Raw genomic sequence first — 25,078 nt, forward strand, 5'->3', positions numbered from 1 at the left:
GTTAAATTATATAACATCAAATGGATATTTACATACTTAAATTTTGCTGAACGCCCCATTTTAACTTACTGAATTTGGCTATTCTATAATATAAACTACTGTGTTATCTCTTTGCCTTTTATATAAAGAGAAGAATTATGCATAATTACGATAATAATTATGAGCAAAATTAGCCGAGCTAAACATTATGCATTTCGGAATTATGCTAGAATGCTTATCTATGACGGCAAGATTGAACGCTATAACCACACCAGCCAAGAAGAATGCATCGACCCCAACCTGACTCTGCTATTTGAAGACGCCACCCGCTTTAACCATGAGCTAGCTAACTGGCTGTTTTATTACAATATTAAGCGCCCTCACTTTCAACCACCGAGACCCAAACTACCTAGATATCCAAACCCTACCACTTAAAGTCTACATAAACATGCTAAAATTAAGCCCAGGAGAGTCCAGAATGTGTTGGATCCCATACAAGGTATTGACATATTCTATTCTATTCTATTCTATTCTACATACTGCGACGTAGGCTGAAATACAGTCATCCTTGAGCAGCTAGGAGATGATCATGCCTAGTAGGCGCGATCTGAGTGACATTGCCAACCAGTTCGTTCCTGACGAAGGTGACGAGGCGTGGGCGGTTGATCCTAACCAGCCCGAACACATGCACCAAGGTCAGGAATCTGGCGAGCCCCACTCTGATGGGTGGTACATGTATAATGACGGCACTCCTCACTGGGAGAAGTATCACTCTGACGATGAGTGACACTCTCACCTCAGGGATTCCCCCCCTTTTTTTTCAAATTTGAAAAAGGGAAAGTTTCCATGTAATTTTAAATAAGCTAGCTAAACCGTGACCTATAAAAAATACCTTGCGCTTCAAACCAGGCTTGAATGGTTCTATGATTTTCACCCAGGTTTCTTTGATGATATTCCGGCGAGTCAAAAAGAATTGCTGCAGCGAACATTTTTGTACGACACGTCAGACGATGAATATCCTGAATCAATCCGAAAATTTTATAATGACACGATCGCAGAACGTCCGCAATTACAGCATGATATGCGTATAGCAGTCGACGCATTATATCGAGCAGCTGGCGCAGGTAAGCTGACCGACTATATTGATGATTAGAATTTATCCAGTCGCCTTGATTTATTGATTATTGTATGTGGTCGCTTTTGAGGTTTCAAATATTTCCACAAACTCATCAATGTCTTTTACGTTATCTCATGTATCTATGGTCGCTTTCTTTGGCATTAATAATGCTGCAGCGAATGCGTTCGCTTGAACTTCTTTTTGAGTTTTTGAACCTGATAATCTAGGATTAGCTTACGGTATTCAATAACCCCCAGCTTTCGTTGCGTCATCATGTAAAACACATACCCTATTCCATGTGCTAATGAAAATCTTTGTCTAAAGATAGGTTCGTTTTGCGAGATCTATATTCTATAGGGACTCTTTTCGTCGCTCTTAAACGCTCTTGTTGAAACGCTCGGTGAATTAAGTATTACCGACTAGCGTCTGTACTTAAAAACTCTACTATTTTTTATTAGCATTCTGATTGCAACACAAAACTAAGACCTTGTTTGTTGAAACTTTTGTTGCAAATCGGCAGCATTGTCTTTTATAGTGGGTGTTCTTAAGAATCTTCTATCAATCCCTAGCAAGGGCTATAGACTCGCCGCCAGCCGCTCTATTTGATCTGGTGCGAGCTGTGCGCTGCCTTGTACGGTGTATAATATGCCGCCGTTTACCCATGCAGCGTTGCTATTGTAGGTATAAATCGTTAAGCCGTTGATGGTGGCGGTGCTGTATTTGCGGCCAGCGGCCGGTTTGACGTAATTTTCGAGCACAGCGCTTGAGTCCCAGTTTGATTTAGTCTGCGCAAGCGTGAATGTCTCGCTGCTGCCGTTTGACGCGAACTTCATTGTGACGCTACCTTTATCGTACGCAACGGGTCCATTTAACGTATAGCCTGCCGGTTGATAGCCCGGGTATGTAGCATTGATTCCCGCTTGCACGGCGGCGACGCGCGTGCTGAGCGCCGGCATGTTCAAATACGTAAAATACGCGCCAAGCAGCATAACGGCGAGTGCGACGCTTGCCGTGCTGACGAATTGGCGGAATTTTGAATATTTTTTCGGCTGCTTAATTTCTTTGCGCTCGGAGCGCGGTTTCATCTGCTTGGTGGCAGACTCAATCGCTTGCTGTTTGATGACGTGGGACGGCAGTGCGACGCGCGCTTGTTCGGCGGCGTTCGCTTGGCGCTTTTGCTCAACTGCTTGTACCATCGCGTGCTGCATCGGTGCAATGTCGGGCGCTTGCTGCGCTGGCGCCCTGGTCTGTGCGCGTGCGGGTGTCGCTTTTGCAAAGTGCGCGACGCGCGGGTCTGTGATTGCTTGCGGCGTGCGTTTCACGGTGCGATGCTTCTGGATTGTCGGATGCGGCTGTATTTGCGGTTGTGTTGTTATGCGCGGTGCGACTCTGGGTGCTGTTGACGGTGTAGCGTGCGCAGCAGGTTTGGCGCACGCTTTTATGCCGTTGATTGATTTGGTTTTATTGACGTAGCGGCGCTGTAGTGTTTGCGAGCGTTGTGGGCGGGCATGAATATCAACCGCACGCCGCGACGTCGCATCCTGTACGTCCGCACTGCGTTCGGCGCGCAGGATTTTGCCGGTTTCGGCGTCGTAGATTGTTCCATTGATGCTTACTTTTTTGTTCATACCCTATCCTCTATCGCTACATGCTTATACTTATCATACCACGCGGTGCGCTATACACAAATGGCGAAATAATAATGGTATAATAAGTGAAAGCTATGTATGAGCATGATTCTAAACGCAAATTACGTCTGAGACTAACATTTACTTACGCAGTGATGATCTTGACGACGCTTGGGCTTGTCGTGGTGGCGTTGTTTATCGCGCTTGGCTATCGCTACAATCAGTTTGACGGACGATTTGAACAAGGCGGTATGATTCAGTTTAATTCGCGCCCGAGCGGCGCCGAAATCCAGCTGGATACAGTTAAACTGTCGAACCGTACGGCGACGCGGATCACCGCAACAGCTGGCAACCACGCTGTTATGGTGTCGCGCGATGGTTATAAGCCCTGGCAAAAGCAAGCTACGGTTAAGCCGGGCGCGGTGTTGTGGCTCAATTACGTACGGCTCGTGCCAACCGACCCGAAGATTGAGACTGCGGCGACATATGGTAGTATCGCGAGTGTCATGGCGAGTTTCGACCGCTCGCGTTTCGCAGTAATTGAGAACGACATGCAGCCGACCGTCACTTTCTCGCGCGTACATGATGCCAACGTTGAGCACAGCTCGGTAACAGTGCCGGCTGATAAAATCACTACGCCAAGCGCTGCCGGTTCAAGCCGCTTCTCGCTCGCCGGCTGGGATTATGCGAATAAACGCGTGCTTGTATTGCATACATACGATGATGGTAAAACTGAATATTTGCTTGTGCCAAAAGACAGCGGCGATCCTGCGCGCAATATTTCTACCGAATTTGGTATTTCGATCGCCGAATTTCAGTACGATCCGACCGACAGTAACATCGCTTACGTTCTCACGACGAATCACGATGTTCGCCGCTTGAACTTATCAACGTCCACGTTGTCTGGTCCGCTTGTAACAAATGCAAGCTCGCTCGTCGTAGCGTACAACGGCTGGATTGGCTATGCCACGCATCCTGACGCCAGCGGCATCCGCACCGTTGGCTATGTGTCGAAAGATAAGCTTACTGCCAAAACGGTGCAGACATTTACGAATATGTCCGGCCGCAGTCTTAGCTATACGATCGCGAATTATTATAATGAGCTTTACCAGCTGGTTGTGGCGGGCGACAGCGCGACCGTATATCGCGCCGAGCTGCCAGGCAGCGATTCCACAGACGCCATCAAAAGCAAGACGATTGCGAAATTATCGCTTGCAAAAGACGTCGCATTCGCTGGTTTCTCGCCGCGTGAGCAGCGGTTCGTTTACATCCAGAACGGGCGCGACATCGTGACGTATGACTTGGAGTTGTCATCGATTGCTACCGTAGCTCCGTCTGCGGCGCTCAATACTAAAATCGGCTGGCTTGACGATTTCCACCTGCTGAGTACAGCGGACGGCACGATTGAGTTTATGGATTACGACGGCACGAATATGCAAACACTTGCCCGCGGTGCAAGCCATGCCGCGACATTGCTTGCCGGCAATGATAAATTTTTCTACTATTTCACGCGCGATGAAACTGCCGGTACGGTGCGTCTAATGCGATTGTCGCTGACGACGGAATAGCAGAGACACGGAGAACAATTTGACCCCGCCTCCTTCTCTAAATGGGTAACGCTGCTAGCGCGCACCAACACCAAACAACCGTTCAATAAATGTCGGCGAGTTTGCAGGCATCTTCTTGGCAGAGTTGGTTTTAGCTGCCGGTTTGGTTGTCTCTGTGGATGCTGCCGCTTCGTCTGGACTCGGACTAATTTGCTCGCCAAACACCAGTAGCCGGTTGAGCGCCGTGCCGAGCGGTACGCACGTAATGAGCGTGATATACGGCTTGTCGCTGCCGATTTGGAGCGCGCTCACATCGGTCGGTTTGACGACCTGCGTGCGTGTGATTTTGTACGTGTAGCGTTTGCTGTTGTAATTGACATAGACGACATCGCCGGCTGCCATTCGTTCAAGCCGCGCGAAGACGAATTTATGATTGCCGCTATCAAGCCAATCGTTTGCAGAGTGCCCCGACACGACGAAATTGCCGCGCTCGCCTGGGCGGGCGTTTGCGCCTTGTATATTAAACCACACTACGCCGCGCGTCATAGCAGCATTGAGCGAGTCTTGGCTGGATGCATCAGCGTCCCAGACGATCGGTTCGTCTACAGCGATTTTTGGAATAATAAGCTTTGGGTCGGCGGATACGGGCGTCTCTGCGTTCGACGATACGATGATCGATTCTGGATCCATCGCGCCTGGCGCAACGTACGCCTCGACGTATGCAAATAAGACGCGGTTGTATTGCAAGAACAAAAATACGAGCAATACGCCGAGCGCCGCCATGATTGGCACGAAATGGCGGCTCTTGCGTACTTTTGCCGCGCGTTTTCTGATTTTTTGCCGCAGCGAACCGCGCAAGTCGTCGATTGCTTCATTCGGCGTGAGCGCCTCTGTGTTTTCGACCGCGCGGAGTTTTTCGGCGGCGGTACGGTGGACCTCTGCTTGGTCGTTGAGTGATTTTTTGGCAGCTGCTACCTGTGAAGTGTAATACCGCTCGTAGTATTGTTGATAGTACGATTGCCAAGCGGTGTGATACTTTTGCCACGAACTGTCTTGGGTTTTGAGCGGCGAATCGTGGCTGAGCGTGCGGCTGTATGGATTATCTTCGCGCGTATTGACTGCGCCTGGCCCCGGCGCGATGCGCTGCTGCGGTGTCGCCTGTGTTTGTGCGACGGTACCGGTTGACTGGGCATAACCGTAGTGTGCGGCTGTGGGCTGGTTTGCCGGCTTTGATGTCGCTGATGGTGTTGATGTACTTGGTGCGGCGCCAGTTGCGTGCGGATCATTCTGGTAGATTGTGTCAATCTGTCCGCGAACAATGTTTGCCGCCGCCTGCTTCTGTGCAGGATTGTCAGAAACACTAATATCGGCGTCCGCAGACTGCCGCGACGGCACCGATAACGAGGACCGATCATCGTTCATATATGTGTCATAGTATAGCGTATTTAAGGCGCGAACACAAAAATGCTTGTTGGTTCCTATGTGCTCTTGAATGCGCTGGGATAGGCTTTGTCTCGCCCGTTTTTAGGTAAAAATAAAAGTTTCGCTTTGAGCAAAACTTAATTTTATCACTATGCTTGTGGTACCGCGGGCCGGACTTGAACCGGCACGTCCATAAGGACATCAGATTTTGAGTCTAACGTGTCTACCAATTCCACCACCGCGGCGTAGAAATTGTTTACAATAAGTATAGCATATACTAAATTTTTTAGCGAATCTCGCCGAAAAATTTGCCGAAATGGTCTAAAAGCGCCAAAAATCCGCCGAATTCCGCTTATTTTTATATATTATTATTGACAATAAATAAAGATTGTGCTATTATGGACTCATAAGCCAATGTGAGGTACAGAGGCGTAAGAGGAGGAAGTAATGATAAATCTAAAGAAAGTTCTTATCGGAGCGGTTGCGAGCGTCGCGGTTGCTGCCGGTATCTGGTATGCGTTGCCGGCACATGCTGTCTGCGACGGATATATCAACGTTGTAAAGTGTGGTACGCCAACGCATCAGTCGTTGAAAGACACGTACTATGGTAGCAGCCACATGAAGACGCTTTACAACCGATACTATATTAATGACAGCATGATTAACGGTACTGGCATGAAAACAGGTACGGTTTATAAAGACGGTCGTGTTGTCGTTGACGGCAAGACAGTCGCAACAGGTGCGCGCACAATTCAGAGTAATACGCGTCATCCAGGTTCGTCGTATGGCACAGATACAGTTGATGGTCATACGTATTACAAATTTAATGTGCAAAATAGCTTCGTCTACGATCACTTTGAAGTGTTCGCGTGGTTTGACAGCTATGGTAAATTCATTGCTGCAGTGATTAAGGATTGTGGAAATCCAGTGTGGGCAGTAGCAGTCTTTGAATACAAGAACATCCAAGTCTGCGACCTGACGACGAACAAGATTGTTACGATTAAGGAAAACGAGTTTAATAGCAAACGCCATTCGAAAAACATCAACGACTGTAAGCAGATCCAAGTCTGCGACCTGGCGAGCTACAAAATCGTTACGATCAAAGAGAAGGAATTTAATAGCAAGAAGCACTCAAAGAACGTGAATGATTGTAAGAAAATTCAGGTCTGTGAGCTTAGCAGCAGCACGATTGTCACGATCCGCGAAAGCGAATTCGACAGTAAAAAGCATTCAAAGAACTTGTCGGACTGCGAAAAGATGCAAGTCTGTGAACTGAAAACTGGCAACATCATCACTATCAAACAAAGCGAGTTTAGCCAGGAGAAGCACTCAAAAGATTTGTCAGACTGCGAGAATGTGAAGGTTTGCCGCATCAAAGACAAATCAATCGTGACAGTCAAGAAGAGCGATTTGAACGACGAATATACGACTGATATGTCAAAGTGCGAGACGCCGACAACTCCGCCGACTACACCGAACGAATTGCCGCACACTGGTTTGGGCAGCATGGTCGCTCCGCTGGTTGGACTGGGCAGCCTAGCCGCCGTCGCTACCGCGTACGTCATGAGCCGTCGCCAACTGCAATAAACAAATCTGTACCAAACGAGATACCCGGGAGACGCTCCCCGGGTATTTTTGTTGGAATGATGTAGGCAGCAAGTGTATTTCACTTCCTTCCCTTTTATATTCGGTATATTGTTTTTAACTTGTTCTGCGGGGTGTTGCATTACGGATTATGGGCGGCGACACTTGTTGCAACAGCCTCAAGCGGCTGGCTCGGTGTCCATAGTAGATATGCGGCGGCGCGCGCTGCGGTTTTGCCCCGCCATATGCGCATCGGGTCGCGCCAATCAGTCGTCACAACTTCGCCGCCGTGCGCAATGATGAGCGTATCGCGGTGCAGTGTCGCGATCGTTAGCGGGTATGTGATGGTAAATTTATGCAGCGCTTCAACCAGCTGCATCAAGGGAACGTTAAATGTCAGAATCTTGGGATAATACAATTCGCGGAATAATTTTTGCAGCTGCGCAAAACTCAGTACGAGCACTGTGCGCGGACGTGTGGCGATTGCTTCAGCGTCGTTGCGCACGAGGTCGACTGCGTCGCGCGTGACAACGAGCGGACCGTCGTATGTGCTAAGGAGATCGCTGTAGACAATAGCAGTTTCGCTATTGCGCCCCGCATCGCCTGCGAGTAGCAGTCCTGTGCTCCAGCTGCTGAGCGCGCGCAGTTCGTTAATAGCGCCGCGGGCTAAACTGCCGCTTGGATTGCTTGGCGCAAAGATGACATCGGTCATGGCGGGCGGAATTGAGCGTTTCAGCGCGTCTGGTAGTACGACGCGAACTTCCCCTGCTCCGGTGCTTAGCGCGGTTTGGTATGCTTCGGCAATGCCCGCGAAGCCGAGTTTATTGCCGCCAACAATTCCTAGGCGCCCGCGCTGCGCTCGCTGCTCTGGTTTTGCCCATTCAATGTCGGGAAACAGCGGCTTCGCTGGGTTTTGTTTGCGCCAATAATCGTATCCCATTCATGTCTCTTTTCGTTATTAATTCTTCCTGGCTCAAGCATGTCTTTGTGTACCTATCATACCATTACTTCCTGTTTTCGTTTAGGCAGCGTATAGTGGAATTATGACGAATGATATGAAGCAGCATGAAGCAATGATAAAACAAAGACTAGAACAAACGCTATCGTCCGGTGAGCTTGTGCAGCTCGCGGCATTCCATGCGCGGCGAATCGCGGAGTTTCAGCATGAGCGGCTGGTCCATCTGTTAGTGACGATGTTCTTCGCGTGCCTGCTGTTTGCGGCGGTTGGGCTGTTTTTCGCGGTAGTTCCCGCTGGTTTGTTGCTCTCGGTGCTCATGGGTGTGCTTACGCTGATTCTATTTGTGCTAGAATTGTTTTACATCCGCCATTACTACTATCTGGAAAATGGTACACAGCGGCTATATCGGCTGACGGTGGCGATTGAAAAGCGGCGTGCAGGCGATAGGAATGATACTGTAGCTATATGAAAAAGCCCGCCCCCGAGAGTGTCCGCGCCAGCCGCTCTGGAGCGGGGGCGAGCTTTTTCGAGAAGGCGGGCACCCTACTTGTCGCGTTTCATGCGATCACGTTCAAAAATAAAGAACATGACCGCACTCACTATGAGCGCGATTGCGATGTGCCATAGACGCTGTACTGCTGCAAAAACAGCAGCACCTAGCATCCATGTCAGTATAAAAGCCATAACAAGCTCACGAACATGACGGCTCATGCGTCACCTCCTTTCATAGCGTCGACCAGGTCTCTGATAGACCTGAAGCGCGGGTGGATAGGTGCTTGTAGCTGCTTCAAACGTGCAGGGGCGACTAATCGCCCGTAAACACGAGCGAAAAGCTGTTATAATAGTAACAGATATTAGACATATAGTCAATAGTATAAGGATTTATATACCTGCGTTTGCCTAGCGGCGCCTGTATAACGCGTGCTACCCGGATAGCGTTTATATGCCGCATTTATGTTAGATAGTGCATGCCCGAAGCGGTCTATGCAAATTCAACACTCACCGGGCAGTGGTCGCTGCCCATTTGTTCGGCGTGAATTGTTGGGTTTTGCACGCGCGGCGCAATTGCGGCAGATGCCAGCCAGTAGTCAATTCGCCAGCCGACGTTGCGCGCCCGGGCGTTCGCCCAATGTGTCCACCAAGTGTAAGCGTTCGCTTCATGCGGGTGGGCGGCGCGGAAGACGTCAATAAACCTAGCGTCAAGATACGCTTGAAAACCGGCGCGCTCTTCGTTGGTGAAACCATGCTTGCCGGCGTTTGATTTTGAATTTGCAAGGTCAATATCGGCGTATGCTACATTCATATCGCCGCAGTACAAGATCGGTTTAGTGGTGCCATATTGCCCCGTCTCCAATTCTTGCAGATATGCGAGACATGCAGCGTCCCAGCGCTGGCGCAGGTTCAGCCGGCTCAAATCGCCTTTGGAATTTGGCGTATAGCACGTTACAAGCCAAAAATCGTCAAATTCTGCGGCGATAATGCGCCCTTCGTCGTTCGGATCGCCGTAGCGGTCGCCTGTTAGCTGAAATCGCTGGACGATGCCGTTCGGAAAGCCGTCGCGGTAGCAGCGCGCCGGCGTTTTTGAGAAAATCGCTGTGCCTGAATAGCCTTTTTTTGCCGCCGAGTAGAAGTGCTCAGTGTACTCAGGCAGGTCAATTTCTACTTGGCTGCGCGATGCTTTCGTCTCTTGCAAGCAGACGATGTCGGGGTCGTACGTGCTAATGAACCGTGCAAACTCGCCTTTGTTGATGACGGCGCGGATACCATTGACGTTCCAAGAGAAGAGTTTCAGCTTCATGGACCTAGTATAGCGTATGGGTATGCTATTCATACAATTTGTTCGCCGAGTATTTTTAATCAAACCGTGCGGTTTTTGCGCAAATTCATGCTATCATAGAATCTAATGGCCAATCCACTCCCCAAGCTGGTAACGTTCGACGGCGATGCGCGCAGCGGCAAAGGTACGATTGTGAGTTTGGTAAAAGATTACGTGCGCGATGAGTTATTTTTGCCTGTTATGCTGATTGATGCGGGGCAAGTCTTTCGCGTGCTCGTAGTGATGATGCAGGAATACGGCGTAGATTTGGACGATCCGGCAGCAATTGATGCATTTCTTGCCGATAAGCGTAACGAAGACGCTTGCGTGCGCCGCGTGAAATTCGTGTATCATCTGCCGCGAGCAGACCGCGATGCGTTGCTCTACACGCCGGAAATCAGCGCGAACAGCGTAAAAATTGGTGCTCGTCCGCGCAGCCAAGCGTTCAAAGATGCGCTGTTGCGCAAATGGCTGCGCGATGCGCGCGAGGAGGGCGTGGAGATCGTGCTGCTGGACGGGCGCGCGCTTGGCGAAGTCGGCGAAGAGCTTGCCCGCGCCGGATTGTGCGAGCATGTGCTTGATTTGTTTTTCGTGTGTGACCCAGTAGTAAGCGCCCAACGTACGCTTGGTATGATGCCGCGTCCGTACGCCGAGTTAAATGCCGATGATCGCGCCCGCGTTGATGACCAGGCGGCGCAAATCACCGCCCGCAACCGCGCCGATCGTACGCGCTCAGTACAGCCGGTCGTGCCGCCTGCTGGCGCACTCACCTACCCTGTGGGCGAGCTGCCAACGGTGCTCCCGCCGCGTGACCCTTGTCCTGCTGCTATTATTGATCGCAGTATAGAATTACCGCGCGAAACTATGGCGCTGCCGGTTATTAGGTTAGTAGAGACATACTGCCTGCCACCTGCGTCCTGATTCGAATAAAGATATGAAGTAGTTGAGCACTCTGTTTGGTTAACGTGTTCTCTTTCTGCACGCTTGTTTCTAAGCACTATATGCTCTGACGGCGAGCTAGGATCGCTAAAAGTTTCTCTTCTTACTTGAGAGCAGCTGTTGATATAGTTTGGTATACGCGCGCGCGGTTGCCTCTGGTGACAACTCGCGGAAGACGGACTTCGTGCCAATACTTAGGCGATGGCGGGTTGATTTATCGGCTAATTGGCGCATACCGGCGGCAAGTGTTTCGCAGGACGACTCAACGAGCAGGCTGTTGTTTGAGTGTAGCCCGACGTCAAGCCGGTCGTCGCAGTACAATACGGGTAATCCGGCAGCAAGTGCTTCTGTAATGACGATGGGCTGGTTGTCGAAGCGGTATGACGCGAGAATGAATATATCGGCATCGCGCAGATGCTGTACGATCTCTTGCTGGCTGCCAACGTGCCCGGTGAACGTAATGCGCGTATCGCCCCGGGCGTGGGCGCGCAGAGCGGCAAGCTCTGCGCCGTCCCCGATAATGACGAGTTCGCTGTCTGGAATATCTGCTTGGCGGAATGCGTCAATAACGACTGCGAGGCGCTTTTCCTTGACGATGCGGCTGACGCTTACGAACCGCAATGCATGTGATGTCCGCTTGCGCCTTGTCTTCGCGATAATCGCCTCAAACGAGCGGCTATAGCCGGTAGGAATGCTAGCATTTGGAATATGCATACTAGCGCCGGCAGCCTGAATGTAGCGCAGCATGTAGCGTGATGGTGTAGTGATGGCGTCAACACTCGTCGCCATGAGTGCTTGCGATCGCCAGTCAAACAACCCGAGCGGTGACTCTTCGTGCAGTATAGTACGATTGATTGCAGCTAGGGCTTGCGTACTGCCACGAATGCGCCGTAGTTTGTATGCGCCTAGCCGGTAACCGATGCTGCCGAGGAATGCGATAACCGGTGCTGTACTATGTGCGCCCGCCATGTTGGTATGAAAGGTGTGCACGTGCGGAATGTGTTGTATGCGTGCAATATGTGCCGCTAGCTGCACGGCACCAGTGTCGGTTTGGCTGTGAATAATATCGAATTTGTGCTCGCGTGAAATCTGCTTAGCGAGCGCACGAGTACTGACAGTAATTCGCGTGTGCTTTGGCAGCCCTGGGAAGCGATATGACGGCAGGCGAATCGTTTCAGCGTTTGCAGGTGGCACTAGCTGTACGGCAGGCGCGAGCAGCGTGACGCGGTGCCCTAAACGCACCAGCTCTTCAATTTGCATTTGTACGGAACGACTAACGCCGCTGGAATCAGGAAACATGTCTTCAAGCACGAGCGCAATATGAAGCGTTTGCATACTTGCATTATACAATATGCAGTAGCTTTTTTGCCGCATGCGCTCTATAATACGATGGCATGAAACGATCAACACGACCGCCAAGCTTAAGGCAGATCGCTGCAGCGCTCGGCTGCGAGGAGCGCCAGCGAAACGGAATCTGCTGGTTGGAGTGCAACACGAGTGCCAATAAAGTTGCGGTTGTAGTCCACGGCGTGACAGGTGGTAAAATTGACATGATGCCGCTTGCTAGGCAATATGTGCGTGCCGGTTATGCTGTGTATGCCGTTGATTTGCCGGGGCATGGCGGCTCGGAGCTGCCGGAACTGCGGTCGTACGATGATTTAGCGGCGTGGTTGGCGCGCGTGATTGATGCGATTGGACGGACGCCGGATTTGCTGAGTAGTAATTCATATGGTTCGTCTGTCGTGTATCGTTATATGGTTAACGGTTTGTTGCCGCAAAAAACGCGTGTTGTGCTTGCTTGCCCGACGCCTCATACGTCGCAGGTTTCAAATGCATTGCAGGTTGTTTCGACACACATGCCAAAAAAAGCGTTTTGGGCTGTGTATAATATCTACCTTGGACAATTGATTCGCGGTGTGGTCGGTATGAATACGTATGATCGCGACACGTGGTCGTGGTTTCTTGAGTCTGAAAAATACAAAAAAGCAACAACGACACTGCGGACATCGACTATATTATCAACGCTACTTTATAACGATAACCCATTTACAGCGTCCCCTTCCCTAGAAGTTCAGCGGCGTATTACGGTCGTGATGGGAGCAAGAGATAGGGTCGTCTCCGAGAAGGCGCGCAATGCGATGCGCCAGCTTTTACCTGAGGCGAAGATCCGTATCGTACCAAGTGCCGGTCATATTCTGCACTTTGAAGCTTGGCGCGATTTGCTGCCTGACGAGCCGGGTGCGCGCAATATGATATACTAAGGGGTAGTTATGAGAATTGGACTGTTTATCGACGATTATTTACCGTCGGTGCACGGCGTGGCAACGTCGACAGCAACATACAAGCAAGCGCTGGAGGATTTAGGGCACGAGGTGTTTGTTGTTGCTCCGAAAGTCGAAGATTATGACGATTATGACGACCACGTAATTCGTATGCCGTCGTCAAAGAATTATGTGTTTGAAAAGCGCGAAATGGCGTATATTTACCCGGGGCTTGCAAAACGCCTTGACGAATATGACTTTGATGTCGTACATAGCCAGACGCAGTTTTATTTAGGTGTGTTAGCGCACAGTGTTGCGAAGCGCCAGAATATTCCGCATGTCACGACAATCCACACGCTCTACACCGAGCTCATTGACGATTATCCGTTTATGGTGACGGCAGGGCTGATCGCAGCAACGGTAGCGTTTCCCGTGGTGCTGAGAACGAAGCCGATTATGCCGAAAATGTCGCGCGAGCAGATCCGCGAGCTTGATCGCAGTAAGATCAAAGATATGCTATCGCGTCAAGGCTGGCGGCTGACGGCAGCGTTTGCGAATAAGTGCGATGCGTGTTTATCGCCGTCGAAACATTTAGCGAAGATTCTGGTCGACGAAGGCGGCTTGACGACGCCGTATTATATTTTCCCGAATAGTATTGATACGAAAAAATATCGTCATGCGCGTGCTATAGATTCGCCAATTGCAAAAAAGCGCGGTGAAAAATTTATCATTTGCGTGGCGCGGCTCAGCCCCGAGAAACGGCAAATGGCGCTTGTCGAGGCGATGCCGCATATCGCCGATGAGACGATCAAGCTCGTGCTCGTCGGCGGCGGCCCGTACGAACGCGAACTGCGTGATCGCGTGGCGGAATTAGGGTTAGAAGACCGCGTGATATTTACGGGGATGTGCTCAAGCGCGCAGGTAGCGTCGCTGCTGAAACAGGCGGATGTGTTCGCGCTTGCGTCGTATCATTTCGATAATCAGCCGATGACGTTTCTGGAAGCAGCAGCAGCAGGTTTGCCGATTGTGTACTGCGACGAGCGCTTGACTGAGGCGCTTACGCCGAAGAACTCAATTTTGACCGGCGGTATTGAAGGTGAAGATTTTGCGCGCGTCTTGACTGATATACTCAGCGACCGCGAGAAACTTAAGCGCTTATCGGCAGGCGCATTGCGCGTCGCGAAAGCGTTCGACTCAGAAACGATGGCGAAAAAACTTGTTGGATTGTATCAGCGCCTGATTGATGCGCGGCGGGAACTTGAGGAATAACTTAAAGTTTCATAAAACCTGAACGCTTGAGTCTTAAGCGTGTTTTGTTGCCTGCTGCGCTCTTGCCATGTGAATATGGTGAATATGGTGTATCTGATCGCGATAACTTATTGACGCATTCTTAGCGCATCAGCCGCTTTGCCTCGCGGTCTTGGTCGCGGCGTTTGATAGTTTCGCGTTTATCGTAGCGCTTTTTGCCTTTACCGAGCGCGATAACGAGCTTGATAAATCGTCCCTGCGTCAGTAATTTTGTCGGCACGATTGTCATGCCTTGCGTACGGCTTGCGGTGAGCTGGTCGATTTGTTTGCGGTTTGCAAGCAGCTTGCGCGGGCTTGTATCAACCGTGCGCGCTTCGGGCTTGCCGCGCTCGTTATGGCGTAGGCTGAAACTAGCGTTATTTAGCCATAATTCTCCATTTTTTACTGTAACGAACGCACCTTTTAGCTGTACATGCCCGTCACGGGCGGCGCGAACCTCTAGGCTGGTGAGCGCTAGCCCTGCTACAATTTCGTCGTCCAGTGTATAATCAAACCGTGCCCGGCGGTTAATGATCGCGGACGAACTAGCGTGTTTTTTGCTGTGCGGGCGCTTCTTGCTCATATTACATCATTATACCATTGCAGTATAATGATATTACACACTACATATAGTGGATAACGATGTATTTTACACATTATATATAGCGTCATAATGACATGTGCGCTATACTAGAACTCATGAATTATGAGGGTAGCCAGGCGCTGCGAGTGTCTAAATGTAGTGCTGAATTTAATGAATGCGATATGTCGCAGCTACCGTTTCGCGTCAATGAGCTGCCGCAGATTCGCACAACGTACGATCCGGCGGCGCTACAAGAGCTAGCAGTCTCGCTTGATGGCGGCGCTGAACCGCCGCACTTGCGCCAGGTTAATCCGATTCAAGTTAACGAATTTGATGATGCAAGTAAATTACAGGCATACCTAGATGAATATCGCGTATTTTATAACGGTGATGGACATACGGTTGTGATTCCGGATAGTAGTGAGCTTGAGCGCCGCCCCGACGGTACGTGGCGGGTTTTGATCGCTGGGCATCGCCGCTGCCGCGCTATGCGTATAGTCGCCGATAAATATGGGTATGCGCTTCGCGAGAGCGATGTGCGCATTGACGTGTATCATAATCTGCCATTTGCCGACGCGGTGAGTTTGCAGGGGCGCGAAAACGAGCATCGTGAAGTTGATCCGGTCGAAGCGGCGAACGATATTGCGCGGCATTATTATTACTTTCAGTATAAGAATGGCGGGCGCGTGCCGACGCAAAAAGAGTTAGTATTGCTAACTGGCTACTCTGCCGACCGTGTGAGCAAAGCGTTACGTTATCATTCTCTGCCCGATGAACTAAAAGATTATTATACGAGCGGACAATTGCCGTTTAATATTGTGGCGCGATTACGTTCGCTGTACGATGCCGAATACTCGTATCGCACGCAGAAATATCCGCAGCAAGCTGCCGGATGCTCTGATGAATTGACACGCGACGCATTGCACCAAACCGCAGGCTTTGCGAATGAGCTAGCGGCGCTTAAGTCGAAAGGTTTCGGCGCTGATACGCTGCGCGAAAAGTTAAGTGCTAAGCTGAAATCACTTGAAGTCGTGCAAGATGAACTATTTATGCTAGAGGAAACGCCGGTTGAATACCGCACGCGTACGCGTCGCCGTTATGTTGATGTAATGGCGCAGCAACTTGGTGCAGAGATTGATACACCGCCCGAAACATGGTCGCCTGCATTGCGGAAATTTATCGCGAAAGCTGCTGTCCGTGCAGCAGAGATTGATCAGGCGGTAATTCAGCGCGCCGAAGATGATGCCCGCGTTGCTGCAGGTAGTATGGCGCAAGTAATGTTTGCATAAGAGTGCATTAAGATACAAAAAGAAAAGCCGCCCCAGACAGGAGCACGAACGGACAACGTATGTCCGGGGCGGCTCAACTGTGGGGCGCTGCAGGGGCGCACACGCTAGTCGCTCTCGTTAGCTATGATGATAGCGTAGCGCCGCGCCAGTGTAAAGCTGGCGACACTAGCGATAGCGAGGCTCCCCGCGCCGATGACGCCACTCACGGTGCGGCGGGTTCTAGTGATCTGCCGACTGGTGAAGCCGAGCGCGAGGGCCTGACCAGATACAAGCTCAACGAGCCCCATGAGTCCGACGGCACCAAATAACGCTGTACTCGCAAACAGCTCAGCATCTGTCAGCGTGAGCCTCACTACCGGCGTGCCGGCGAACTCGTATGTCTCCGAGCGCCGGAACGGCGCACGGTAACGGGTATCTGTCACATTAATCTTCTCGCCCTCCTGCGAGAAGTTGCTCGGTTCGGCGATAGTTGGCTGAGTCATGACCCACCCCTTTCTCTATACGAGACTCCGAGAATTATGCGTGGCTGCGCGTGGAGTCTATGTGTGATTATGCCAAATTTATATGCATAAGTCAAGAGACACCTTAGGCAATTATCCCATTGAAGCAAGTGACTAATAAATAACTTATGCTATACTAATATTAATAGCCAATTTCGAAATCCGGTAAACTTACGCGTACGGCGCGGCGAAATGGATAAGTCCATTAACATCGCCGCGTTTTTGTTTTAACAAACAATACGCCAGCGTAACTCAAAGGATAGAGCGCGTGATTGGCTTTCGCGTCGATGTCGGTTCGAGTCCGACCGCTGGCACCACTACTAACTAGTGGCATTGCTATAAAAACGTAAGAGACCCTCTAGGGTCTCCGCGTGATTGGCTGTCTGTATTTTAGCACAGTCAGTTTTGTGATGTCTATAAAGTACTTGCAAAATATAATGTTTAATTATATAATACAATTCTATAAGCTGTCTAGACTTATGAAATATACTGTAAAACAATTACAGGCGGATTTTCCTGATGATGACACATGTCTTGAATGGCTAGTTGCGTACTTATACCCAAACGGAATAATCTGCCCCAAGTGCGATACAATTACCAAGCACTACCGAGTATCTGGTAGGCGTTCGTATTGTTGCTCGAAATGCGGCAACCATCTATATCCGCTTGCTAATACGATATTTCATAGGTCACGCACGCCTCTTACTGACTGGTTTCACGCTATTTACATAATGAGTACAAATAAGGCTGGTACGAGTGCAAGGCAAATTGAGCGTGAGATTGGTGTCACCTATAAAACAGCATGGCGGATGATGCACCAAATTCGCTCAATGATGGGTAATAAAGACACTGAACTAGCCAATGACGTAGAAGTAGATGAAACATATATACACCCTAATGTATTTAAGCGTTCATCTGCTCAAAAACGGTATGGTCGTGATGCGCGGCGCACGGGCGAAATTCTATTCGGTGCCGTTGAGCGCAACGGTGAGGTGAAGATATGGCATGTTAAATCATCTGGCGTTCGTGTATTACAACCTTTGATACTTACAAACGTTAAAGATGGAGCTACAGTACATAGCGACGGTCACAAATCATATACGTCATTACCTAAATATGGATATGATCATCGTACTACTAATCACGGAATCGGTGAGTATTATACGGAGTATTCTTATACGCAAAACATTGAAAACGTATGGTCACATATTAAACGTGGCATTAAAGGTGTATATCGACATGTCGGGGCTAGGTATGTTCAGTTATACGCAAACGAGTATGCATGGCGATATAACCACCGCCAGCACAAGGTGTTGTTTTGGTACTTGCTGGCAGATATTATTTATCCGCAGTCTTGCGCTTTTTCGCGGCAGCAGCAGGTTGCTTCTTACGCGCTACCTGCTTCAGGATATCGAAAAACTGTTTCTTAGTTGGTTCTTTTTTCTTTACGTTAGCCATTATCTTTATTATACCCTATGCATGCCAATAGTGATTTGGGCTAAGTGAGTAATACGGAATAGTAAACAAACCTACGCCGACAAAACAAAGAAAAATATGTTTGATTATGCTGTGACCTTTTTGTTGTCGAGTATAAAGCGCCTTATCTTTGCCTCGTAGGTTGTCGTTATTTTGCTTTTGATTGTCCATAAGAGCCTCCATTCTTTCTATTAAAAGGACAGCCATCGCTGGCTGTCTAGACCCACAACAAGGGTTTATCCCTATTGCTTTTAGCAAATGGCTGCCCATTTTCGGGATAAAAAATGAGCCTCGCTGTGAGTCTAGACAATGTAATTATAACATATAACAAATGCACATGGTTAGACTGTCGATGTGCTGTATAATGAATATATGAAAGCAACAAAACAAACAAAGTCATTAATAAAATATTTAGTATTTAGTATGAATCTACCTACAATTACGAGCATTACAAAGATGCTTTATCTTATTGATCTGGCGTCAGTAGCTTCTACTGGAGAACAGACCACAGATTTTAAATTTATTCGATATTACTACGGTCCATACGACAAAGATATACGTATAATAATAGACGATATGACAGCAAAAAAAGAATTAGATGCTGACGTTAGGTACTTATCTAATGGGGAGCCGTTTTTAGTCTATAAAATGCCTAATGGAACTGCTAGTTTCGCTTACGAAGGTGCTAATGAACAGATTGTGAGAGACTTAGTAGATAGCTTAGGTAATTTATCCCCGAAAAGTCTTACTGAACTTGCATATAAAACAAAACCAATGACCAGATTGGGCGCTACCCTTGGCGGTAACGAACATCTAAATGAGCAGCTTGTATTAACGGAGGTGTAATGGATATACCATCTGGTATATATAGTTCTTTTAGTGATAAGTTCTTAGTGGAGAGCCTTGTTAAAAAGAAAAATATATACAACGACATCCATTCAGTAAATACTAATAATACATCTCAGCAAAAATCAAAATTTAAATTGTGTATTAGTTTATCAGAAACAGCCGACCGGATTATTGATGGAAAAATTTTTGGAATCTCTTGTTCATATTCAGACTGGCACGATAAAGTTAATCATATCAAAGTCTGCCAAAATGATTACAAAATTTGCCATTCTCCAGTATTAAAATCTGGGCAGAGTGTATATCTTCCACAGGATATGGAGGTGCTGTCATATAAAGAAATAAGAGCAAAGATAGAGGATCGGTCAAATAGATTTAAGCATAAAGCAATATTGTCGAGTAATAAATATGAGAAAATTAGAAAAATGTTTACAAATCATTTACGTTTTTGTGAGAACACGAGCGATAGCGTAAATGCAATTAAGTCCCTGATTAGTGAAACGCCAGATCTTAAGCCATTAAAATCTTACGGCGTCGAGATTAAAGAATAGCGTTGGAAATACTTGCTTAGATGGGATAATTGCCACACCTTACAACTCAGGGGCTTTTATATATTATAAAATAAAGTACACCGAAAATCAATACTGAGCTATGGTATACTATTCCGTATGATTGCCGATGTTCGCATTACTGATAAATCGTTTGGTCCTACGGTGTTGATGACCGGAGTGAAGTTTAGCGTGGATGATGGCGAGAAGGTTGGGCTCATCGGACGCAATGGCGCGGGAAAAACGACGCTATTTGGTATATTGACAGGCGCGGATAAAGATTTCACGGGTAGCGTGATTTTTCGTCGTGGTAGTGTGGTTGTGGTAACGGCGCAGGAACATCACGATGTCGGCGATATAACAGTGCTGGAGTATATCTTGAGCGGGCTGCCGGAGTATGCGCGATTGCGGCATATTCTGCATACTTATCCTGAGACGATGGGTAATGACATGGCGAAGATCGAAGAATATACGCAGGCGCTTGATCGGTTTGGGCAAAAAGGATTCTATCAAATTGAGGAGCTTGTGACCGAAGAGTTGAGGAATTTTCAGATGGATGGTATGGCGGAACGTCCCCTCGCCTCGCTGAGCGGCGGGCAGAAGCGGCTGGTCGAGGTGGTGAAAATTATGCACGCGCAGGCGGATTTAGCACTGATAGACGAGCCGACGAACCACATGGATTACGTGGCAAAGAAGCAGTTTATTGATTGGATGAAAGCGTCAAAACAAGCGATGCTGGTTATTACGCATGACCGCGACGTGCTGAAAGAAGTTGATCGAATTGTTGAACTGAAGGACGGCGTGACGGTAAATTACGAGGGCAACTACGATGCATATTTGAAGCATAATGCGTTTGCAACGAGCAATGCGATGAATGAATATGAGACGGTGGCGCGGCGGATCGCGAATCTAAAAGATAAAGTATTGCAGTTTCGGCGCATGAAAGAACGGACGCGCGACCCCGATACGATTAAACAATTCAAGCGACGCGAGAATCAAGCAGCGATAGAGCTAGCGGAGTTAGAAAAAATCGAAAAGCCAACCTTTTGGATTGACCGTGAGCATGTAGCGCAATTGGATTACAAGGTGGCGGATCGTTACCAAAAATTCAAGGCGCGTAACATCCATTTGCGTATGAAGGATGGTGCGATGCGCTCGCGGCGCAAACTCGTTGAGGCGCGCGATGTGGCACTTGGATATGGCGATGTACTGTTGTTTGAGGGCGTGAATATTGATTTGCGCGAAGGCGAAGCGGTAGAGCTGCGCGGGCGCAACGGCGCGGGTAAGACGACGTTGATTCGGGCGCTGCTAGCGGGTTCTACTCAGGATTCAAAAGCAGCCCCCGTACTTTACGGCGGTACGCTTACCCTTGACCCGCATGTACGCGTGGGCGTGTACGAGCAAGAGATTGCGCCGACGTATCTGAATATGCCGTTACACGATGCGATTGAGCAAATGTATATTGACCGCAAGCTGGCGATTGGCGAGACAAAAATCCGCCAGCTAATGGGCGATTATCTGTTTACTGATACTGATGGTATGACGCCGCTTGTTCGGTTGAGCGGCGGGCAGAAGGCGCGGTTTCAGATTATTAGCATGCTGGCAAATGATCCGCAGCTGCTAATTCTAGATGAACCAACGAATCATTTGGATTTGCCGAGTATTGAAGAGCTAGAAACGGCGCTTGAGCGCTACGCGGGTGCAATACTTTACGTTAGCCACGACGATTATTTCCGCCGAAAGATCGGCGGTGTGGTCGTACAGATTGGCGCAGTGTAGACTGATAGTTCCCCTGTCTTCTTAATCCTATAACTGGCGGCGATTGAGCCGCATACTGTTTTATCATGAGTAGCATAAGAAAATAGCCCCCGAAACGGCTCAAGCTGAGCTTTCGGACAAAAACCTGAGAGCGTTTCAAGAAAACGCTCAATCAGACTTGATGCCGAATCGGCGAGCTATTTCCAGGGGTGCTAGTCGCAGTCGCTGGTGGCGAAGCGCAGCAACCCTGCCACGGTCATAAGCAGCGCGACAACCAAGCAGGATTGGAAGAACGACAACGCTGGCACTCCATCCAGCCCGGACGCGTGAAGCGCGCCCAAGAGGATCATAATGATCCATGCCGGAATGACGATAACAATTGCCATGCAGGCGACAAATGCAACAATGAACAAAGCAACAATGAGAGCAGTCTCCATCGCCTTATCCTCTCCAAAGAGCGACCTCTCCGCGCGGGATTGCGCGAAAAGCTATTCTATATATACCATGTATGGTGTGATTGGTCAAGCGAAAAACTAAGTAAGCAGTCCTTTATTGCGCAGCGCTGCATCAATTTTAGCACGGTCAAAGCCGCGGACGATAACGCCGGCAATGTCGGTAACAGGGACACTGCTGGCGCCTCCGCCAACTTTGGCGAGCAACTCGTCCATTGCACCCTCGTCGGTTTCAATATCGCGTACGGTAAATGGTACGCCGAGGTGTTCTAGATATTGCTTTTCGGTTTTGCAAAATGCACACCAGGCGGCGCTATAAATAATGACGTGTGATTGTGCAGCTTTTGACATTATGATCCCTTTCCTCGTTAACCATAATCATTATACGCACAACATGTAGCGTGCACAAGAGCTTATTGAACGCTAGATGTGTCGCTTGTCAAGTACCAGCCGCCGTCAACAGGCGACTGATAGCAAGTAAGTTTCAAGTCTAAATGGTACTTTTGTAGTTCGCGAATAGCACGCAGAGCGTCGCTGCGGCTGGCGAAGCGCTTTTTCTCGGGCGCTCGGGCGGAATTATTACGGTAGCGCTGGTGCTTGGGGGTGCGATTACGGCGCGGCATGTTTGTAGTATACGAGGTTCGGGCTTTACAGACAATCTGGTTGCCTGATACAATTAACTGCGTATGAGTAAACTCTCTGGCGATAGCGACAGCCGTGCGGCGGGCGCCACATCCTCTGCGAGCGTGCCGGCGTCGGCGATTATGGCGACAATGGCAGATACGACGTGGCGCATGTTTACGCCGAGCGTTGGTCTGACGCTGGCTGGTGTATGGCTAGATGCGCAGTTCGGTACGAAACCGTGGCTGATGTTTGGTGGTATTGTATTAGGGTTTGTTGGCGCGTTTGTGCTTGTGAAGCGGCAAATCGCGGGCGGTACGCGGCGAAAGGCGGCACAGCGATGATAGCGGCTGGATTCGGGCTAGGCGCAGCAATAAGCGGCGCAGGTACGATGATTTCTGATGGCGCGGCGTTGGCATTTGGCGCGGCGGCTAGTGGTGCTGTGGCAACGTTTGCGGCGGCTGGTCCGCATATCTCAGTGAAAGCCGATACAGTCGCGACGATCGGCGGATTTGCGGTAACGAATTCGCAGGTGCTCGGCGCGTTTGGGCTGATCGTGCTCGTGTGGCTGATGTTTCGGATGCGCTTGGCAGTGCTGGGGCGCAGAAAACATACATTCGCGACGCGTTTGATGCAGTGGACATTTGAAGGATTGTACAACACGGTTAAACAGGTAGTCCAAGATGAGGCGTGGGCGCGGCGAGTTGCACCGCTAACGATCACGATATTCTTTTTTGTAGTGGCGCAGTATTGGCTGGGGCTATTACCTGTCGTTGGTCCGATCACGGTTGGCGAGCACGGTACTCCCCTGTTGCGTGGTGGCGTAGCGGACTTAAACATGACATTTGGATTGGCGATTGTGACCATTGTCGCGGCGCAGGTGTATGCGTTTAAGTATATGGGTTTCCGCGGCAATATGGGGCGCTACTTTGTAAACCCGCTGCGCGATCCGATTATGTCATTTGTCGGTATCTTAGAGCTGGTGGCGGAGTTCTCGCGCATGCTGGGCCTGAGTTTCCGCTTGTTTGGCAACGTGCTAGCAGGTGAGGTACTGTTAATCATGATTGCGTATTTGACGCAGGTGATTTCGCCGATGGCGCTTCAACCGTTTTACTTTTTTGAGCTGTTTATTGGTGGCATTCAAGCGTACATTTTCTTTATGTTGTCAACCGTATTTATTTCCCTAGGTCTCGTGCCGCATGGCGACCATGGCGAGCCGTACGCTTCAGTTGATCATTCCCCTGTTGATAGTCCGAAACTAGCGGCGGAGAATGAGTCATAAATCGATAACAATAATATAAGGAGAATTATCAAATTATGGAAGCATTATCATTTGCTCTCACTTATGCAATTCCGGCAGCGTTTGCCGCGATCGGGTGCGGTATGGTCGGTACGGCTGCGATGAATGCGGCTGGGCGTAATCCAGAAAAAATTAACGATTTGCGCACGATGATGATTCTTGGGATTTCATTTATCGACGCCTTGGCAATTATTGGTTTCGTGGCGGCAATCGTCGGAAAGGTTATGTAAGTAGCAGGGGTCATCGTGATAGAAAGTGTGACACAATTTGCGGCGGCGCACGCGGAAAAGGCGGATATGTTTACGTCGCTCGGTCTCGACTGGAAAGCGCTTGGTTTGCAAACGGTTGCGTTTTTAGTGCTGCTTGTCTTGCTTCGCAAGTTTGTGTATCCGCCGCTTGTTGAAACGCTGGATAAACGCGATGCTGAAGTTAGAGCGGGCGCTAAAGCAGCGCGCCAGGCGCAGAAAGCGGCCGACGAAAGCGAAGCGCGCACGGCAGCGATGCTCAAAAATGCGCAGCGCGAGTCGCGGGCGATTGTGTCGTCGGCAAAGCAAGAAGCGGCAGATATGATAGCCGATGCTGAGGCGAAAGCGTCGTTGCAAGCGAAACGGATTATCGAGAATGGGCGGCGCGACGTGGCGGCAGAATTAGTAGCAGCAAAGAAAAATTTGCGCAGCGAAATGATTGACTTAGTAGTCGAAGCGACTGCCGGCGTGACGCGCCACACCGTTGATGCGAGTAAAGATACGCAGCTGATTGAAAAAAACCTTGGGGAGCTGCAATAAATGGCGCAGGTAATTTCGCGGCGACGAATTGCGAGCTACGCGGCTGACGTATTGGCGGCGGGTGGCGACCGTGGTTTATTGTTGCGCGAAATCGCGGCATATTTGATCGAAATGAAAGCGACGCGTACGGCGAATTTGGTCGTTGCAGCGATTGAAGAGGAGTTGCAAGCACGCGGCATCGTCATCGTTGAGACGCTTTCGGCGCACCGGCTAAGCAATGAGCTGCGCGTGCGTATACGTACACTCGTTGGCGGGCGCGAGACGCATTTTCGCGAGCGCATCAATCCGGATGTTATTGGCGGCGTGAAAATTACCTTGCCCGATAGCGAGTTTGACGACACGATTCAACGTAAATTAATCGCCCTCAAGGGCGCGAAGTAAA

29 protein-coding genes and 2 tRNA genes are annotated in these 25,078 nt (G+C 49.5%); 19 read left to right on the top strand and 12 right to left on the bottom strand.

Going from position 1 to position 25,078, the window contains the following annotated elements; all coding sequences use genetic code 11:
- Positions 1-159: 159 nt before the first annotated feature.
- Positions 160-414 carry an integrase core domain-containing protein gene (locus SEML1_RS01610; protein WP_376754316.1) on the top strand — a complete coding sequence of 85 codons (255 nt, stop codon included), beginning with the start codon at positions 160-162 and terminating at the stop codon, positions 412-414.
- A 439-nt stretch (positions 415-853) separates the two neighbouring features.
- Positions 854-1,132, top strand: a complete 279-nt coding sequence (locus SEML1_RS01615) for a hypothetical protein (protein ID WP_376754317.1) — start codon at positions 854-856, stop codon at positions 1,130-1,132.
- A gap of 539 nt (positions 1,133-1,671) precedes the next feature.
- Here SEML1_RS01615 and SEML1_RS01620 read toward each other — a convergent pair.
- On the bottom strand, positions 1,672-2,724 hold the full coding sequence (locus SEML1_RS01620) for a hypothetical protein (protein ID WP_376754318.1): 1,053 nt from the start codon (positions 2,722-2,724) through the stop codon (positions 1,672-1,674).
- A 95-nt stretch (positions 2,725-2,819) separates the two neighbouring features.
- Here SEML1_RS01620 and SEML1_RS01625 point away from each other — a divergent pair, with 95 nt between their 5' ends.
- On the top strand, positions 2,820-4,292 hold the full coding sequence (locus tag SEML1_RS01625; RefSeq protein ID WP_376754319.1) for a PEGA domain-containing protein: 1,473 nt from the start codon (positions 2,820-2,822) through the stop codon (positions 4,290-4,292).
- 54 nt (positions 4,293-4,346) lie between these two features.
- Here the strand turns inward: SEML1_RS01625 and SEML1_RS01630 are convergent, their stop codons facing one another.
- Together SEML1_RS01630 and SEML1_RS01635 are read right to left on the bottom strand one after the other, a co-directional pair.
- Entirely contained in the window at positions 4,347-5,693 is a 1,347-nt protein-coding gene (locus tag SEML1_RS01630) for a sortase (protein WP_376754320.1), read from the bottom strand.
- A gap of 158 nt (positions 5,694-5,851) precedes the next feature.
- Positions 5,852-5,938: transfer RNA gene (locus SEML1_RS01635), tRNA-Leu, on the bottom strand.
- Positions 5,939-6,140: 202 nt separating this feature from the next.
- Between SEML1_RS01635 and SEML1_RS01640 the strand changes: the two genes are divergently transcribed.
- The gene (locus SEML1_RS01640; RefSeq protein WP_376754321.1) at positions 6,141-7,280 is read left to right on the top strand and encodes a hypothetical protein; all 1,140 of its coding nucleotides are present in this window, start codon (positions 6,141-6,143) and stop codon (positions 7,278-7,280) included.
- A 139-nt stretch (positions 7,281-7,419) separates the two neighbouring features.
- Here SEML1_RS01640 and SEML1_RS01645 read toward each other — a convergent pair whose 3' ends face one another.
- Positions 7,420-8,217: a carbohydrate kinase family protein gene (locus tag SEML1_RS01645; RefSeq protein WP_376754322.1), complete on the bottom strand. Its 798-nt coding sequence runs from the start codon at positions 8,215-8,217 to the stop codon at positions 7,420-7,422.
- 103 nt (positions 8,218-8,320) lie between these two features.
- On the opposite strand from SEML1_RS01645, the gene SEML1_RS01650 reads away from it, so the two are divergent.
- A complete protein-coding gene (locus tag SEML1_RS01650) occupies positions 8,321-8,704 on the top strand; it encodes a hypothetical protein (protein ID WP_376754323.1) in 384 nt (127 codons plus the stop codon).
- 74 nt (positions 8,705-8,778) lie between these two features.
- Here the strand turns inward: SEML1_RS01650 and SEML1_RS01655 are convergent, their stop codons facing one another.
- Together SEML1_RS01655 and SEML1_RS01660 are read right to left on the bottom strand one after the other, a co-directional pair.
- The gene (locus SEML1_RS01655) at positions 8,779-8,946 is read right to left on the bottom strand and encodes a hypothetical protein (protein ID WP_376754324.1); all 168 of its coding nucleotides are present in this window, start codon (positions 8,944-8,946) and stop codon (positions 8,779-8,781) included.
- Between the two features lie 271 nt (positions 8,947-9,217).
- A complete protein-coding gene (locus SEML1_RS01660) occupies positions 9,218-10,027 on the bottom strand; it encodes an exodeoxyribonuclease III (RefSeq protein ID WP_376754428.1) in 810 nt (269 codons plus the stop codon).
- 111 nt (positions 10,028-10,138) lie between these two features.
- Between SEML1_RS01660 and SEML1_RS01665 the strand changes: the two genes are divergently transcribed.
- Positions 10,139-10,972: a (d)CMP kinase gene (locus SEML1_RS01665; protein WP_376754325.1), complete on the top strand. Its 834-nt coding sequence runs from the start codon at positions 10,139-10,141 to the stop codon at positions 10,970-10,972.
- Positions 10,973-11,077: 105 nt separating this feature from the next.
- Here SEML1_RS01665 and SEML1_RS01670 read toward each other — a convergent pair whose 3' ends face one another.
- Positions 11,078-12,325 (bottom strand): glycosyltransferase, encoded by a 1,248-nt coding sequence (locus SEML1_RS01670; protein ID WP_376754326.1) that lies wholly within the window; start codon positions 12,323-12,325, stop codon positions 11,078-11,080.
- 59 nt (positions 12,326-12,384) lie between these two features.
- On the opposite strand from SEML1_RS01670, the gene SEML1_RS01675 reads away from it, so the two are divergent.
- A complete protein-coding gene (locus SEML1_RS01675) occupies positions 12,385-13,251 on the top strand; it encodes an alpha/beta fold hydrolase (RefSeq protein ID WP_376754327.1) in 867 nt (288 codons plus the stop codon).
- A 9-nt stretch (positions 13,252-13,260) separates the two neighbouring features.
- Complete coding sequence (locus SEML1_RS01680; RefSeq protein ID WP_376754328.1) at positions 13,261-14,520, top strand: glycosyltransferase; 1,260 nt, start codon at positions 13,261-13,263, stop codon at positions 14,518-14,520.
- A 121-nt stretch (positions 14,521-14,641) separates the two neighbouring features.
- Here SEML1_RS01680 and smpB read toward each other — a convergent pair whose 3' ends face one another.
- Entirely contained in the window at positions 14,642-15,121 is a 480-nt protein-coding gene (gene smpB, locus SEML1_RS01685) for an SsrA-binding protein SmpB (RefSeq protein ID WP_376754329.1), read from the bottom strand.
- Between the two features lie 116 nt (positions 15,122-15,237).
- Between smpB and SEML1_RS01690 the strand changes: the two genes are divergently transcribed.
- Entirely contained in the window at positions 15,238-16,410 is a 1,173-nt protein-coding gene (locus SEML1_RS01690; protein WP_376754330.1) for a hypothetical protein, read from the top strand.
- Positions 16,411-16,514: 104 nt separating this feature from the next.
- Here the strand turns inward: SEML1_RS01690 and SEML1_RS01695 are convergent, their stop codons facing one another.
- On the bottom strand, positions 16,515-16,892 hold the full coding sequence (locus SEML1_RS01695; protein ID WP_376754331.1) for a hypothetical protein: 378 nt from the start codon (positions 16,890-16,892) through the stop codon (positions 16,515-16,517).
- A gap of 259 nt (positions 16,893-17,151) precedes the next feature.
- On the opposite strand from SEML1_RS01695, the gene SEML1_RS01700 reads away from it, so the two are divergent.
- From SEML1_RS01700 to SEML1_RS01720, 5 genes are all read left to right on the top strand, one after another.
- Positions 17,152-17,227: transfer RNA gene (locus SEML1_RS01700), tRNA-Ala, on the top strand.
- 162 nt (positions 17,228-17,389) lie between these two features.
- Positions 17,390-18,340 carry an IS1595 family transposase gene (locus SEML1_RS01705; RefSeq protein ID WP_376754332.1) on the top strand — a complete coding sequence of 317 codons (951 nt, stop codon included), beginning with the start codon at positions 17,390-17,392 and terminating at the stop codon, positions 18,338-18,340.
- 418 nt (positions 18,341-18,758) lie between these two features.
- Positions 18,759-19,232 (top strand): type II toxin-antitoxin system antitoxin SocA domain-containing protein, encoded by a 474-nt coding sequence (locus tag SEML1_RS01710; RefSeq protein ID WP_376754333.1) that lies wholly within the window; start codon positions 18,759-18,761, stop codon positions 19,230-19,232.
- Positions 19,232-19,783: a hypothetical protein gene (locus SEML1_RS01715; protein ID WP_376754334.1), complete on the top strand. Its 552-nt coding sequence runs from the start codon at positions 19,232-19,234 to the stop codon at positions 19,781-19,783. Before SEML1_RS01710 ends, SEML1_RS01715 begins: the two co-directional genes overlap by 1 nt.
- Positions 19,784-19,900: 117 nt before the next feature.
- Entirely contained in the window at positions 19,901-21,559 is a 1,659-nt protein-coding gene (locus SEML1_RS01720) for an ABC-F family ATP-binding cassette domain-containing protein (protein WP_376754335.1), read from the top strand.
- Positions 21,560-21,750: 191 nt separating this feature from the next.
- Here SEML1_RS01720 and SEML1_RS01725 read toward each other — a convergent pair whose 3' ends face one another.
- The 3 genes from SEML1_RS01725 to SEML1_RS01735 form a co-directional block, all read right to left on the bottom strand.
- Positions 21,751-21,975, bottom strand: a complete 225-nt coding sequence (locus SEML1_RS01725) for a hypothetical protein (protein WP_376754336.1) — start codon at positions 21,973-21,975, stop codon at positions 21,751-21,753.
- A 96-nt stretch (positions 21,976-22,071) separates the two neighbouring features.
- Positions 22,072-22,341, bottom strand: a complete 270-nt coding sequence (locus tag SEML1_RS01730; RefSeq protein WP_376754337.1) for a glutaredoxin family protein — start codon at positions 22,339-22,341, stop codon at positions 22,072-22,074.
- 62 nt (positions 22,342-22,403) lie between these two features.
- Positions 22,404-22,613: a hypothetical protein gene (locus tag SEML1_RS01735; protein WP_376754338.1), complete on the bottom strand. Its 210-nt coding sequence runs from the start codon at positions 22,611-22,613 to the stop codon at positions 22,404-22,406.
- 63 nt (positions 22,614-22,676) lie between these two features.
- Here SEML1_RS01735 and SEML1_RS01740 point away from each other — a divergent pair, with 63 nt between their 5' ends.
- From SEML1_RS01740 to SEML1_RS01760, 5 genes are read left to right on the top strand one after another with little or no spacing between them, the layout of a single operon-like run.
- Positions 22,677-22,955 (top strand): AtpZ/AtpI family protein, encoded by a 279-nt coding sequence (locus SEML1_RS01740; protein WP_376754339.1) that lies wholly within the window; start codon positions 22,677-22,679, stop codon positions 22,953-22,955.
- Positions 22,952-23,893 (top strand): F0F1 ATP synthase subunit A, encoded by a 942-nt coding sequence (locus SEML1_RS01745; RefSeq protein ID WP_376754340.1) that lies wholly within the window; start codon positions 22,952-22,954, stop codon positions 23,891-23,893. The genes SEML1_RS01740 and SEML1_RS01745 overlap by 4 nt, the downstream gene beginning before the upstream one ends.
- A gap of 35 nt (positions 23,894-23,928) precedes the next feature.
- On the top strand, positions 23,929-24,141 hold the full coding sequence (locus SEML1_RS01750; protein WP_376754341.1) for an ATP synthase F0 subunit C: 213 nt from the start codon (positions 23,929-23,931) through the stop codon (positions 24,139-24,141).
- 15 nt (positions 24,142-24,156) lie between these two features.
- Entirely contained in the window at positions 24,157-24,696 is a 540-nt protein-coding gene (gene atpF / locus SEML1_RS01755; protein WP_376754342.1) for a F0F1 ATP synthase subunit B, read from the top strand.
- Entirely contained in the window at positions 24,697-25,077 is a 381-nt protein-coding gene (locus tag SEML1_RS01760) for a F0F1 ATP synthase subunit delta (protein WP_376754343.1), read from the top strand.
- The last annotated feature ends 1 nt before the right edge of the window (position 25,078 follow it).

This window comes from Candidatus Saccharimonadaceae bacterium ML1 (genome assembly GCA_030253535.1).
GTDB classification, from domain to species: Bacteria; Patescibacteriota; Saccharimonadia; order Saccharimonadales; family Saccharimonadaceae; genus Saccharimonas; species Saccharimonas epibionticum.